Below are 14,523 nucleotides of genomic sequence, written 5' to 3'. Positions count from 1 at the left end.
AAAGGGTAACGAATCGATCCGCCCCGCACGGGGACGGAGCCTTGTGTGCCATGCGGCAGCAGATGTGCCCGCGTGCCGCAAAAAGTTCTTCGTATGTAGCGGGACGGCCCGGCCGGCGTCAAGTCCTACCAGTGATTTCCAGGGGTGGGATCCTCGTCATGACTGTCCTGCTGCGGAGCGGGCGCCGCCTGGTTGCGGGCCGGGCTTTCCGTCTCGAATTCCTCCCGCTCTTCCTTGAGGGCCTGCTGCACGAACCAGTCTTCGCGGATGCGCCAGGAGGCGGCAGCCGTATAGGCCGGCGAGGAATACCCCACGGAAAGGACGAGCGTGCGCCGGGCATGCTCCTGAAGCCGGATGAGCAGGGGGGTGAAGTCGGCATCACCGGAAAGAATGATGAATTCATCAAACTTGGTGGGGTGGGAAAGGTCGTCCATGCAGTCCATTACCAGATGGATGTCCGTGCTGGTCTTGCCTCGCGAGGTGAGAGGGGGGCAGTCCACCACCTGGAAGGCGCTGCGCGTGAACTGATGACGGAATTCCTGATAGCGCTGGGGGTTGAGGTAGCACGTCCGCTTGAGGATGCGGCGCCGCACGCCATCGCCATACAGAATACGCAGGGCATGGTTTTCTATCCAGCGGACCCAGCGGTAGGGCGCACTGCCAAAGGAGCGGGCGGCCTCGGGGTCCACTTCCAGAAAGCGCGTATAGATATTGTCAAAATCCACATAAAGAGCACTGTACACTTCATCAAATCCTGTGAATCGAGCCATGATGACCTCAAAAAAATGTTACTGGGGAAACAGTTTTCACCTGCCCTTCATGAATACACGCCGCGTGCGTATCTGTCCAGAACTCCCCGGAAAAAACACTGTATTCACGTGTCATTACCGTTTGTTTCTTGAACTTCCGGAGGGTCTTGGGTATTTTGCCCCCAGCGTTACCTCATCGAGGCGGAAACGGTTTGATGTTCCATCATATGTCCCAGCGGCTGCGGCTTTTGTACAGCAACGACCCCGGAGAATTCTTCTTCCGTGGACTGTTCTGGTCCTTCTGGCTGACACTGGCCATCTTTCCCAGCGGCTATGGCACCCGCGAGGTCATGCCGCTGGTCTGCCTTCTTTTTCTTGCGGGCTATTATCGCCATGCCCGACAGCGTTCCGTATGGGGCCGCCTGCCGGTGCGCGCCCTGTTTTTCTGCCTTTGGACCATGATTCTGCTGGGGATTGTCCTGTCCGGCAATGTCTTTTCCTCGCTGCTGCATGCGGGAACGGGCATCAACAAGGGCTTTATCCTGCCCCTCATTGCCATGGAATGCGTGCGCGACCTGCGCGATCTGCGCCGTCTGGTCTGGGCCGGCGTCATGGCCTGTCTGTGGCAGGGGCTGGACGGCATCTGGCAGTGGTACAGCGGCTATGACTTCATTATGGGCTACACGCTCAATAGCGGCCGCCTCACCGGCAGCCTGGGCGACTATGCCGTGGGCAACTACATTGCCCTGGCGCTCATCCCTTCCTTTGCCTGCTGGCATCTGCTGCGGGAGCGCTTTTCCGCCCCTGCGGCCTCGCTGCTGCTGGGCATGCTGCTGTTTCCGGCCTTTTTTTTGCTGGTAGGGGCCAGCAGCCGCAGCGGCTTTCTGGCGGTGGGGGCGTCGCTGTGTTTCTGGTGGGTGGTGGCCCGGCCGCCCGTTTCCCGGCGTCTGCTGCTGATTCTGCTGGGGCTGCTGGGGCTTTTTGTGCTGGCACAGCAGTCCCGTCTGGGACCCTCCGTGGTGGCCGGCGACGGACGCTGGAGCCTGTGGCGCCTGGGCTGGGCCGTTTTTTGCCAGCATCCCGTCTTCGGGGCGGGAGCCGGGCAGTACAATGCCGCCTTCCGGGCGCTGGGGCTGGTGCCGGAACGGGATGCCATCACCATCAGCCATCCGCACAATATGTACCTTGACCTGCTCTATGCCCACGGCCTGGTGGGTTTTGCCCTGGGCATGCTATTTCTGCTGGGCTTTGCCCTGTGGGGCTACCGGTGCATACGGCCGCAGCTGGCGGGCTGGGCCGCCGGCACGCCGCAGCGCCTGTACTGGCAGATCACGGGCTGGTTCTGGTGCGGCTACATGGGCTGGCTGGTCAACGGCATCTTTGGCCACGATTTCTACCGTACCTGGTGGCTGGGGCTGGCCATGTGCCATCTGGGAGTGTTTGCCGGCGCTATCGTCAATGGCGAGCGCTGCGCCGCGGCGCGGCGCGGCACGGGCGGCCCGCAGGCGCCGGCAGTTGCACCGCAGGGGAAGGCCGATACGGCAGAACCGTCGGAATCCCCATGGCGGGAGAGAACACGTTAGGCATCCGTGCGCTGCGCTCTGCGCCTGCGCCAGAGGGTCACGCGGCTGATGCCGAGGAGACGTGCTGCCTGTGTGCAGTTGCCGCCGGCAAGGGCAAGGGCGCGCGCTATTTCGCCGCCGTGATCACTGGGGGCGTGCCGCTCTCCGGGGGATGCGGCAAAGCGGCGGATGTGATCCTCCTCGTCAAAGATTTCCTGAATGATGCGTTCGTCTATGCAGCGCTGCTGTCCGTAGAGGGCCACAAGGCGCTCCATCATGTTCATGAGTTCCCGGACATTGCCCGGCCAGTCGTATTGCTGGAGCAGAAGCAGCGCTCCGGGAGAAAGACTCAAGGCTGACCGGGCCTTGCCGGCATGACGCTGCAGGAAGTTCTGGGCCAGGACAGGAATGTCCTCACGGCAGTGGCGCAGGGGCGGGAGGAGCAGCGTGAGCACACCAAGGCGGTAATACAGATCGGCGCGGAAGCTGCCCTGGCGGATATACTCGTGCAGATTGCGGTTGGTGGCGGCAATGAGACGCAGATCCACGGGGATGAAGTTCTGCCCGCCAAGGCGCATGATCTTGCGTTCCTGCAGGGCGCGGAGCAGCTTGCCCTGGAGGGAAAGCTCCATTTCGCCGATTTCGTCCAGAAAGAGCGTGCCCTGATGCGCCAGCTCAAAAAGTCCCGGCTTTCCCCGGGATCCCGCCCCGGTAAAGGCCCCGGATTCATAACCGAACAGCTCGCTTTCCAGAAGATTTGCCGGCATGGCGGCACAGTTGATGGCAACAAAAGGCCCCTTGCGGCGTCGGCTGTGGTTGTGGATGCTCTGGGCAAACAGCTCCTTGCCTGCGCCGGATTCGCCGTACAGCAGAATGGTGGAATCCGTAATGGCATACAGCTTGGCCTTTTCCAGAGCTGATGCCATCTCCTTTCCCTTTCCCAGGATGTCGTCAAAGTGGCCGTCAGCCACAAGGCCCCGGTCCGCAATCTTGCGGCGTGCGGCAGCTTCTGTGCGGTGGATCTGCCGCGTGTCCTGCAGGATGGCCAGTGCCCCTGTGGGAACCTCGTCGGACTTCAGCAGAATCTTGTCGCAGAGCAGGGTGCAGTGGGCAAGTTCCAGGATTGCGTCAGTTTCCCCCCGGCCCGATGTCAGTACGTTATCCAAGGAGAGCTGCGGACAGACCTCGCTGACAGGTCTGTCCATGGCGCGGCATTCGGGAATATCCAGCATCCGCTGAGCGGCCGGACTGAATATGCGGATGCGGGCTGTGGTGTCTATGGCAATGATGCCGTGCACGGTATGGTTCAGGAATGTCTGGATGAGGTCCTGCTTCTGCTTCAGCCGGTCCATGAATTCCACGATTTTTCTGGCGTGCTCGATGGCTGTGCAGATGCTGTTGGCGCTGACGCTCAGGGGGACAACGGGAATGTGTATGATCTGCTGCAATGAGGCGAGAAGGGAGTATCCCCCCACGATTACGCGGGCACCGTCCTTTTCTGCCTGGCGGATGGCAGCCTCGGGAGAGGCAAAATCGCTGAGGGCGTAGTGGCTTACCCGCATGCCCAGCAGGGCGGAGAAGTGAATACAGCCGTCCGCCAGCGACGTATCCCCCACAAGCGCCGCATGGAGACTCTTTTTTCTGGCAGCCACAAGGGCTTTCATGATGTCAAAGGGCGTTGTCATCAGATTGACCACGGGCAGCGATGGCAGCATGCGCGCAAGGTGGCTCCGGCGTTCCCCGTTGGCAATGGCAACCGTGTCTTCCATACAGGGAACAGCCTGCAGAAGCTCGTCCACCCTGTCGAGGGCGCTGCACCTGACAAGCTGTACATCCTGCATGTCCTGGCGCTCCAGAATGCCGGAGCAGAGGGCGATGGTCTGGGGGTTGGCCGAAAGAATGATGATGCGCTTCACAAGGACCTCGCAGGGAGGAGTGTTTCAGGCGGGTGTTTCACTGTTGCCAAAAAGGAAACAGCAAGAAATCTCATTGTGCGTAAAATATTTTATTTTGTCTATAATTTAAATATGTTGCTTGTTTGCCTTCCGCTGGAACGAAACTTGCTTGCTGGTAACAGGACATGCTCCGTGCTGCCCGGGGAAATGCCATGAAGGCAGGAAGAACGATCACGAAAGGAGGATATGTGCAGGGCAGTACAGCAGAAAGGAACTGAACATTTTTAGGAGGTATGTATGTGTAGTCACTTGGGGAAGTCTCTTTTAGTCATGGCAATGCTCATCCCGTCATTACTGTCGGGAACATCGCCTGCCGGTGCTGAAAACCTGCTGGCCGATACCGTTTATTACAACGGTACCATATACACCATGACGGAAACACCACAGGAAGCCCAAAAGACCGAAAATGCCCACAAGGCGGATGTTGTTGCCGCCAGGGACGGCAGGATCGTCTTTGTGGGATCCCGGGAGGATGCCCAAAAGGCCGGCTATTTTACCCCCGGGCGGGTCGGACGTTGTGTGGATCTTCGGGGAAAGGCCATGTATCCCGGCTTTGTGGACGGGCATGGGCATTTCCCGCGCCAGGGAACGTATGATCTGTATCAGGTGAATCTTTCCAGCCCCCTGCTGGGCGGAACGGTGGATACCATGGACAAGCTTGTGGCCAAGCTTGCCCAGAAGGCCCGGACCGTTCCTGAGGGAATGCCCATCATTGGCTGGCGCTATGACGATACGCAGATTGCCGAGCAGCGGCATCCCAACCGTCATGATCTTGACAGGGCCAGCACCAGGCACCCCATCATGATTATGCATATCTCCGGTCATATTGCGGCGGTGAATTCTGCCACCATCGAAAAGTACAAGATTTCGGACAGCAATGATACGCCCGGGCTGGAAAAGGACGCCAGCGGCAAGATCTCGGGGGTTCTGTTTGAACTCAAGGCCCGGTCACTCATGCCGCTGCTGGACGAACTCAAGACCAACGCGGGCTTCGGCACGGCGCGGGCCTGTCAGGTCTATGCCGCAGCCGGGGTGACAACGGCTGATCTGGGCGGAGCCATCGTGCGGCAGCAGCTGCCTCAGCTGCAGAATGCCCTGAGCAGGGATCAGCTGGATCTGCGTGTGCTTGTGCATCCCTATGGCTATCGCATTGCCAAGGGCAGCACGGGGGATGCTCATGGCCTGCCTAACCGCAAGGCGCTGGGCTGGAAGGACAGGGGCGACGGCAAGTATACCGATGCCTCGCAGGCTCCCACGGTGGGGCAGGACATTACCCGCTGGCAGATTCCCGGCGGCGAGGCCGTTCCGGCTGACCTGCCCGCAGACTATCTGCTGCTCGGCGCGCACAAGTTTGTCTATGACGGGTCGCCACAGGGCTATACCGCATGGATGAAGGCCCCCGGCTACTATGACTGGCGCAATTACACGCCGAAGGACAGCTTTATGGCGTCCGAGTATTTTGTGGGTCTGCCCGGTACGGTGAACATTCCTTATGAGGCGCTTCTGGAAGGGATCAAGATCTACCATGCGGCCGGACAGGGGGTGGAAATCCATACCAATGGTCCAGCCGCGGCGGAAGCCTTCATTGCGGCCATTGAAGAGGCTGTTGCCACCTATCCGCATATCCGCGATACGCGGCACACCTCCATTCATGCCCAGACCATGGAGCGGCAGCATATTGAGCGCATGACCGGGAACTATGCCGATCTGGAAAGGACGGCCGGCATGTACAGCGGGCTGCGGGGCGCCTTTGCCCATGGCAAGGTCGACCTGACCATGGGCGGCCGCCTGCCGCAGGGGAATCTCCCTGAACTGATGAAGGCGCAGCATCTTTTCAACTCGTATTTCAACAATCACACATACTTCTACGGCTATCGCCATACCAATCAATTCTTCGGGCCGGGACGGGCCTTTAACATGAGTCCCACCGGCTGGAGCGAATACTATGGACAGCCGTACAGCTTCCATAACGATACCACCATTACGCCCATCTCGCCCCTGCGCAGCATCCAGTCGGCGGTAACCCGCATTTCCGGTGATGCCCGCGCAGACGTCGGGCAGAAGAATCTTCTGGTCAACGGGACGGGAAAGGACATCAACGCCACAGCGGAATACAAGGCGCGCATCAATGCCACGGAAACCAGCACGTTCTGGACGTATGACCATCGTCTCAACGCGTTGCAGGCACTCCGGGCCGTGACGGTGGCCCCTGCCTATCAGAACAAGGTGGAAGATCGTATCGGTTCCCTTCGGGAAGGCATGTTTGCCGACTTTGTCATCATGGACGAGGATATTCTTGATGTGGCTGTCAGCGATCCCATGCGCATTGCCCGGATGCGCGTGGCAGCCACCATTGTGGGCGACAGGCTTGTCTACGGCATGCTGCCGGATGACGCCTCGTTTGTGGCGCCGGTGAACATCAGTTATGCACAGCCGCGCTTCGATACCACGGCGGCCATGGATCGTGTTCAGGCGGTGCCCGTGTCGTCCGTGGCTGCCGGCGAAGCCGGCCTCGGCGCCTATGCTTTCACCGCATCCGTGCCGCAGGGGGAAAGTACCATTTTCCGGATGGATTTCCTGGGTAACGGCGAAAGCCTGGAAAAGTTTGCCCTGCACGGCATGGCGGATGGGGGCATGGTAACCTACGCCTACAAGGAGCCGTCGGCAGATGACATGACGCAGGCTTCCGGACAGTGGTGGGTGGCCACCCTTGATGATCCTACCATCGCGCTGCCACGAAACAGCGTGCTGGATATGGACAGAACCTATATTGCCTTCTTCATTATCCGGGATAATGACGGAACGCTTGATGCGGATGCCCGGGCCGGAACGATGGCTCACCGCGTCATGATGACCACAGCCGGCAGCCTGCCGGCCAATGGCCTGAAGACCCGGTAGGCGGGCGGACCATAGCACAGGAAAGGGCTGTTCTTCCTCGCGCTGTGTCAGTGGCGGCGCAGGAAGAACAGCCCGTTGTTTGCGGGGACGGGGGCGCTGCGTCAGCCGCGCCGGTGGAGGCGGTCCAGGCGTTCCTGCATGAGGAAGCGTCCGGTGACCGAGGCCGGATCGGCCACGATGGCTTCCGGCGTGCCCTGCGAGACAATGGTGCCGCCGTTTTCCCCGCCGCCGGGCCCCATGTCCAGCACATGGTCTGCCGCCAGAATCATGTCCGTATTGTGCTCGATGACCACCACGGTGGCGCCCTTGTCCACCAGGGCATGCAGCACGGTGATGAGCTTGCCCACCTCGTGCATGTGCAGGCCGGTGGTGGGTTCGTCCAGGACGTACATGGTGCCGGGCAGGGAGCGCTTGCCCAGTTCGCGGGAAATCTTGATGCGCTGGGCTTCGCCGCCGGACAGGGTGGTGGCGGGCTGCCCCAGGCGCAGATAGCCCAGGCCCACATCTTCCAGCACGGACAGGCGGCGTTCCAGCACCGGATAGTTTTCAAAGAAGGCGCGGGCCTGATCCACAGGCAGGTCCAGGACTTCCGCAATATTGAGGCCCTTGTAGCGTACCTCCAGGGTTTCGTGATTGTAGCGGCGCCCCTTGCAGACATCGCAGGTCACGTAGACGTCGGGCAGAAAGTGCATTTCCACCCGTATCTGGCCGTCGCCCCCGCAGGCCTCGCACCGGCCGCCGCGCACATTGAAGCTGAAGCGTCCCGGCTTGTAGCCGCGCTTGCGGGCATCCGGCGTCATGGCAAAGATGGTGCGGATTTCGTCAAAAACCTTGGTATAGGTAGCCGGATTGGACCGGGGGGTGCGGCCGATGGGCGTCTGGTCAATGGCCACGATGCGTTCGATGGGGCGGGCATCCTCGCTGTATTCCAGGCCCGCAATGCTGCCGGGCTGGTCCACGCGCTGCCCCAGCTGTATGGCCAGATGCTTGTAGAGGGTATCCACCACCAGCGAGCTTTTGCCCGAGCCGGACACGCCGGTGACGCAGGTCAGCACGCCCAGGGGAAAACGGCAGTCAATGTGCCGCAGGTTGTTGGTGGCCACCTGGCGCAGGGTCAGCCAGCCCTGGGGTTCGCGGCGGGCATCCGGCAGCGGGATGCCCATGTCCCCGCGCAGATAGCGCGCCGTGAGGGTGTCTGCCTTCAGCAGTTCCGGCACGCTGCCCTGAAACATGATCTGCCCGCCGTGGCTGCCGGAACCGGGGCCAAGCTCGATGACCGTATCCGCCGCGCAGATGGTGGCCTCGTCATGTTCCACCACCAGTACGGTATTGCCGCGCTGCTGCAGGGAACGCAGCGTGCCCAGCAGGCGCTGATTATCCCTGGGGTGCAGGCCGATGGACGGTTCGTCCAGCACGTAGGTGACGCCCACAAGACCGGACCCCAGCTGTGACGCCAGGCGGATGCGCTGGGCTTCGCCGCCGGACAGGGTGCCCATGGTCCGGCTCAGGGAGAGATAGTCCAGGCCCACATTGACCAGAAAGGAAAGACGGTGCGTCAGCTCCTTCATGAGCGGTTCGGCAATGAGCACATGCCGCCCGCTGAACTGGCGCTGCCGCAGCCAGTGCAGGGCGCGCTCCACGGAAAGGGCACAGAACTGGGCAATGTTCAGATCATCCACCGTGACGGACAGGGCTTCCGGCCCCAGGCGCTGCCCGTGGCAGTCTGGGCAGTCCGTGGACTGGCGGAACCGGGCCAGCACCTCCCGCCAGGCATCGCCATATTGCATGCCCTTTTCCAGCAGGGGAATGACGCCGGGCCAGCGCGCTTCGGAGACCGTGACCTCCTCCTGCGCCCGCGCGGCGGTGAAGTGGCTGCTCTGATAGTCGCCGGCAGCCGTGAGGGCCACACTGCCGCCCATCCAGTTGCGGCGCAGGCCGGAAACATGAGCCGCCGGCCGGCCCTTGGCATCCTCGCCATAGAAGAGGGCTGCCAGCGCCTCATCGGAAAAGTCGTCCAGGGGCGTTTGCAGGGTGAAGCGCCAGCGTCGGCCCAGGGCGGCAAGAGCCGGGGCATAGCGCTGGAAAAGGCGGTTTTCCGCCCACGGCAGCAGCGCCCCGCTCTCCAGGGACAGGCCGCGGTTGGGCGCAATGAGGCGCGGCTCGAAATAGTCCACCGTGCCCAGGCCCACGCAGCGGGGGCAGGCTCCCTGCGGGCTGTTGAAGGAAAAGAGCTGCGGGCTGGGCGCCGGCAGGGAAATATGGCAGACAGGGCACACCGAGGTGGTGGAGTGAATGGTGTCGCGTTCCGCCTCGGGCAGGTCCGGCTGGTGCAGCACAAGCCGGCCCTCGCCATAGCGCAGGGCCAGTTCCACGGAATCGGCCAGCCGCCCGCGGATGCCGTCCTTGTTCACCAGGCGGTCCACCACCAGGTCAAGGCTGTGCTTCTTGTTCTTGTCCAGGGGCGGCACCGTGTCCAGGGTGTGGAAGGCGCCGTCCACCCGCACGCGGGCAAAACCCTGGGCCTTGAGCTTCTTGAGCCTGTCCTGCTGGGTGCCCTTCTGGTGTTCCACCAGGGGCGCCAGGATCATGAAGCGGGTGCCCTGCGGCAGGTTCATGATATCACTGATGATTTCGTCAGCGGCGCGGGCTTCGATGGGGCGGCCGCAGTGCGGGCAGTGCATGTGCCCCAGCCGGGCAAAGAAGACACGCAGAAAATCGTAGATTTCCGTCACCGTGCCCACCGTGGAGCGCGGATTGCGTGACGAGGTGCTCTGCTCCAGGGAAATGGCCGGGGAAAGCCCCTCGATCTTTTCCACGTCGGGCTTGTCCATCTGGGGCAGAAACTGCCGGGCGTAGGTGGAAAGGGATTCCACATAGCGGCGCTGCCCTTCGGCATAGACAATGTCAAAGGCCAGCGTGGACTTGCCGGAACCTGACGGCCCGCAGACAACCACCAGCTCATCCCGCGGGATGTCAAGGCTGATGTCCCGAAGATTGTGCTGGCGGGCATGTTCAATATGAATGGCGTTCTTGGTCATGCAGCCCTTGTACGCAAGGGCATGGGGCCTTGGCAAGGTGCGGGATCCGCCACATGGGGATGGACAAGGCTGCGCGAAGACGGTATAAATTTTTTTACGTCATCCGCGCACAGCGGGAAGCATGTCCGGCAAGGTTCTGCGGGATGGCGGGGGGAAAGCCATGTGCCGTTTTGTGTTGCTGTTGTTTCTTGCCGTTACGGGGTTGTGCGGTCACAGCCTCGCCGCAGCCGATGCGTCCCGACAGGGGGAAGACAGTGCGGCTGCTCCGGCACCCGCGCCCACGCCGGCCAATGCCGCCAGTGCGCCCGTATCGCCGCAGACACCGCAGCTGACGGCGCGCACGGTTTTTGCCATGTTGCCCGGCAGCCTGTTTGAGTCCACGGTGGCGGGCCTTGACGAAACGGAAAAACAGCAGCTGCTGCTGGAAGGGCGCAGCGAATTCTGGGAACTGGCCGGAGAAACCGAGGATGTCATCGTGTTCACGGCACTGCCTTTCCGTGATGGTGGCGTGGCGGTGCGCCTGTTCCGCAATGAAAAGGACGGTTCCGTGCTGGCGGCCATCGGCACGCTGGGCGGCGAGATGTGCACGGTGGAACTGTGGCGGGTGGACAGCAGCTGCCGCGTGGTGCCTGTGGATACGCCGCAGGAACCGGCCGTGGAAGAATTTTTTGCCGAGGGACAATCCCTGCCCGCAGACGTGTACCCTTCCGTGAATATCTGTCTGGGCAATGGCGGTCTCATGGCTGTTCCCATTTTCTGGAACGCCACAGGCATGGTGCACCTGCCGCACGCCCATGACATCAGCTATCAGTGGGACGGTCGGCGTTTCCGCAAACTGCGGACGGACCATGCGGCGGCCGTGCCCTCAGACGGCATGGCAGCCCCTGGGCAGCAGGCTGCCCCTTCCCGTTAGAACGTATGGCAAACAGCCCGTCGGAGGTTTCCGGCGGGCTGTTGTCGTTTGCTGCACAGGAAAATGGCGTTTGCGGAAGGAAGGGGGGCACGGCATTCCCTTGATCTCGTGTGGTCTGCTTTTTGTCCGCTGCCGGCAGCGGCGGCCGGTGGTATGACTCGGGCCGGTGTGCTCCCTACTTTTCCAGCCAGCGGGTCAGGCGGCGTTCCAGTTCGTCCGGCGGCAGGCGGGGGCTGTCGTAGAGGCCGGCGTCCTCGCGCTGGCGGCAGGCTTCGGACAGGATGATGGCCGAGGCCACGGAAACATTGAAGCTCTGGATAAGGCCGTACATGGGAATATAGAGTTCGCCATCGGCGATCTGGACCAGCTCCTGGTTCACGCCGCTGTGTTCGTTGCCCATGATGACCGCCGTGGGCCGGGTGAAATCCCAGTGGCGGAGCGGGCGCGCCGTGGGGGTGAAGGTGGTGGCCAGTATCTGCATGTGCTGTTCCCGCAGGGCGGCAAGCAGCTCCTCGCGGTTGCGGTGGCGCACACTGTCCACCCATTTGCGGGCCGAGGCCGACGTCTTGCGGCCCAGTACCGGAAAGGGCGTGTCCGTATAGTAAAGATGCACCTTGTCCACCCCGAAGGCGTCACAGGAGCGGTAGATGGCCGAAACATTGTGCGGGTCGTGAATATTGGCCAGCACCAGCGTCAGATCGGGCTGACGATGGCGCAGGACGGTTTCCAGGCGCGCCCGTCGGCGGGGTGTGGGGTCCTTGGGCATGATTCCTCCTTGCGGCGGCAGCGCGGACACGAGTTGCCAGCGTCCAGCCGACGTTCGTCTTGTGGCAGAAAAGCGCACGGCGCGCAACTGCCGCCGGAACGGCCGGGCGCCGGGACCGGAAATTTTTTGCCATCGTGGAGGGCAGCATGACAGGAGTACGGGAACAGGATGTGACCATCCGTCCGTTGGAGCGCGAAGACCTGAAGTTCGTGCACGGGCTGGACAATAATGCCACCATCATGCGTTACTGGTTCGAGGAACCCTACGAGGCCTTTGTGGAGCTGCTGGATTTGTACGACAAGCACATCCACGACCAGAGCGAGCGCCGCTTCATCGTGGACCGCATGGGCGAACGGGTAGGCCTGGTGGAACTTGTGGAAATCGACCTCATCCACCGCCGGGCGGAGTTTCAGATCATCATTGCCCCGGAATGGCAGCATCGGGGCTATGCCGCCAGGGCAGCCCGCCTGGTCATGGCCTATGCCTTTGACGTGCTCAATCTCTACAAGCTGTATCTGGTGGTGGATACGGAAAATGTGCACGCCATACGCCTGTATACCCAGCTGGGGTTCCGCGAGGAAGGTCTGCTGCGGCGGGAGTTTTTTGTCAACGGCACGTATCACGATGCGTCACGCATGTGCATTTTTCAGGATGAATACCGCGCCGGGCAGGCCCTGTGCCGGCGTGCCGCCGCGCCCGCGGCCTCTGGTTCGTGCACCGGGAGCGAGGGAGGGGCGTGAACCGTTTTTACCGCCCCAGCTGCCGCAAAGTCATTGCCAAGGTGCTAGATTTCCAGTATGTAAACAGGTAATCGTAGGTTTCCCCCTTCGGGGGGTTGGAATACGTGCCCCATCCGGGGTGTCTGGTACTGTGTAGAGAGGAGAAACTCATGCCAAAACTTCGGTCCCTGATGCTGTCCCTGTTATTCACCCTTTTGCTGCCCGCAGTGGCCTTTGCCGCTGAGGGCATGCCCCATATTCCGGGGGCCGAACTGTCGGCCGTGTGGGTGATCCCCTTTGCCTGCATGCTGCTGTCCATTGCTATCATGCCGCTGGCCATCCCCCATTTCTGGGAACACCACTTCGGCAAGGTTGCCGTTTTCTGGGGCTTGGCCTTCCTGGTCCCCTGTTTCCTGGTCTATGGCGCCAATGTGGCCATTTATGAAGCTCTGCACTCCATTCTGCTGGAGTATATTCCCTTCATCGTTCTGCTTTTTGCCCTCTTCACTGTGGCCGGTGGGGTGCGCCTCAAGGGGACCCTGGTGGGGACGCCCTGCGTGAATACCGGCCTGCTGGCCGTGGGTACCATTCTGGCCAGCTGGATGGGGACCACTGGCGCGGCCATGCTGCTCATTCGTCCGCTGCTGCGTGCCAATGCCCATCGCCGTTACCGCGTGCATTCCGTGGTCTTCTTCATCTTCCTGGTGGCCAATATCGGCGGCTCTCTGACGCCGCTGGGCGACCCGCCGCTGTTCCTGGGCTTCCTTAAGGGCGTCAGTTTCTTCTGGACCACCAAGGCCCTGTTCTTCAAGACCCTGCTCATGGTTGTTGCGCTGCTGGCCATCTTCTTTGTGGTGGACAGCATCTTGTACAAGAAGGAAGGCTCGCCGGTGCCGCCCGTTGATCCCAACGCTCCCAAGGAAAAGCTGGGCTTCGAAGGCTGCATCAACTTCCTGTTCCTGGCCATGATCGTGGCCGCCGTGCTCATTTCCGGCATGGTGCAGCTGGGTGAGTGGTTCTCGGTGTACGGCATTGCCATTGAAGGGCAGAACCTGCTGCGCGACATTGCCCTGCTGTGCATTGCCGGTCTGTCCCTGGCCTTCACCAGCAAGAAGTGCCGTGAACTCAATGAATTTTCCTGGGGTCCCATTGCCGAAGTGGCCAAGCTCTTCTTCGGCATCTTCCTGAGCATGATTCCCGCCATCGCCATTCTGCGCGCTGGTACCGATGGCGCCCTGGCCGGCGTCATCAACATGGTTTTCGAACCGGCCGTGGATGGCCAGGCGCCCCAGCCCGTGAACGCCATGTTCTTCTGGCTTGCCGGCGCTCTGTCCAGCTTCCTGGACAATGCGCCCACCTACCTGGTGTTCTTCAATACGGCCGGGGGTGATGCCCAGGTGCTGATGAACGAAATGGCCACCACCCTGGCAGCCATTTCCGCCGGTGCCGTGTTCATGGGCGCCAATACCTACATTGGCAACGCGCCCAACTTCATGGTGCGTTCCATTGCTGAAGAACGCGGCGTGCCCATGCCCAGCTTCTTCGGTTACATGATGTGGTCCGTGGGTATCCTCATTCCTCTGTTTGTGGTGCTCACCTTCCTGTTCTTCATGTAGGTCACACACCATTGTGTGCAAGGGCGTGGCCGCAGGGCCACGCCCTTTTTTATGGCCCGCAGGCAGGTCGTCAGCAGATCGCCCGCACCGGCAGTGTACCGGCCAGGGGGCTTCTGGGGAAAATTTTGCCAGTTGTCACATTTTTGCTTGACTCCTGCGCAAAAGGCGCGCATAAACGCACTTCGCGCCCGGGGGAAACGGCAAGTGACCTTCGGGAGGCATTGACAAATGAAGAGCGAAGCACCGTGGAGCGGGCCGGACCGGGAAGAAATTTTCTCCGGCAGGCAGAAAGTGCTTGACAGCGGGC

General features: G+C 61.5%; 9 protein-coding genes. 5 read left to right on the top strand and 4 right to left on the bottom strand.

The features are described 5' to 3' along the window. Window positions 1–125: 125 nt before the first annotated feature. Window positions 126–770: an NYN domain-containing protein gene (locus Q0J57_RS02675; RefSeq protein WP_297216836.1), complete on the bottom strand. Its 645-nt coding sequence runs from the start codon at window positions 768–770 to the stop codon at window positions 126–128. 194 nt (window positions 771–964) lie between these two features. Between Q0J57_RS02675 and Q0J57_RS02670 the strand changes: the two genes are divergently transcribed. Next, window positions 965–2,332, top strand: a complete 1,368-nt coding sequence (locus tag Q0J57_RS02670) for an O-antigen ligase family protein (protein ID WP_297217418.1) — start codon at window positions 965–967, stop codon at window positions 2,330–2,332. On the opposite strand, the gene Q0J57_RS02665 is transcribed toward Q0J57_RS02670, so the two are convergent. Then, window positions 2,329–4,227: a sigma 54-interacting transcriptional regulator gene (locus tag Q0J57_RS02665; RefSeq protein ID WP_297216833.1), complete on the bottom strand. Its 1,899-nt coding sequence runs from the start codon at window positions 4,225–4,227 to the stop codon at window positions 2,329–2,331. The genes Q0J57_RS02670 and Q0J57_RS02665 overlap by 4 nt on opposite strands. A gap of 309 nt (window positions 4,228–4,536) precedes the next feature. On the opposite strand from Q0J57_RS02665, the gene Q0J57_RS02660 reads away from it, so the two are divergent. Then, a complete protein-coding gene (locus Q0J57_RS02660) occupies window positions 4,537–7,164 on the top strand; it encodes an amidohydrolase family protein (RefSeq protein ID WP_297216829.1) in 2,628 nt (875 codons plus the stop codon). A 101-nt stretch (window positions 7,165–7,265) separates the two neighbouring features. On the opposite strand, the gene uvrA is transcribed toward Q0J57_RS02660, so the two are convergent. Further along, entirely contained in the window at window positions 7,266–10,202 is a 2,937-nt protein-coding gene (gene uvrA / locus Q0J57_RS02655) for an excinuclease ABC subunit UvrA (RefSeq protein WP_297216826.1), read from the bottom strand. 121 nt (window positions 10,203–10,323) lie between these two features. On the opposite strand from uvrA, the gene Q0J57_RS02650 reads away from it, so the two are divergent. Beyond that, on the top strand, window positions 10,324–11,115 hold the full coding sequence (locus Q0J57_RS02650; RefSeq protein ID WP_297216824.1) for a hypothetical protein: 792 nt from the start codon (window positions 10,324–10,326) through the stop codon (window positions 11,113–11,115). Window positions 11,116–11,290: 175 nt separating this feature from the next. Here the strand turns inward: Q0J57_RS02650 and Q0J57_RS02645 are convergent, their stop codons facing one another. Next, window positions 11,291–11,881, bottom strand: a complete 591-nt coding sequence (locus tag Q0J57_RS02645) for a TrmH family RNA methyltransferase (RefSeq protein WP_297216821.1) — start codon at window positions 11,879–11,881, stop codon at window positions 11,291–11,293. A gap of 146 nt (window positions 11,882–12,027) precedes the next feature. Between Q0J57_RS02645 and speG the strand changes: the two genes are divergently transcribed. Both speG and Q0J57_RS02635 read left to right on the top strand, forming a co-directional pair. Beyond that, window positions 12,028–12,621, top strand: a complete 594-nt coding sequence (gene speG / locus Q0J57_RS02640) for a spermidine N1-acetyltransferase (protein WP_297216818.1) — start codon at window positions 12,028–12,030, stop codon at window positions 12,619–12,621. Between the two features lie 149 nt (window positions 12,622–12,770). Continuing rightward, entirely contained in the window at window positions 12,771–14,216 is a 1,446-nt protein-coding gene (locus Q0J57_RS02635; protein WP_297216815.1) for a sodium:proton antiporter, read from the top strand. Window positions 14,217–14,523 lie beyond the last annotated feature (307 nt).

The sequence above is a fragment of the uncultured Desulfovibrio sp. genome (assembly GCF_944324505.1).
Lineage (GTDB): Bacteria > Desulfobacterota > Desulfovibrionia > Desulfovibrionales > Desulfovibrionaceae > Desulfovibrio.
This window is presented reverse-complemented; position numbering and strand designations above follow the sequence as displayed.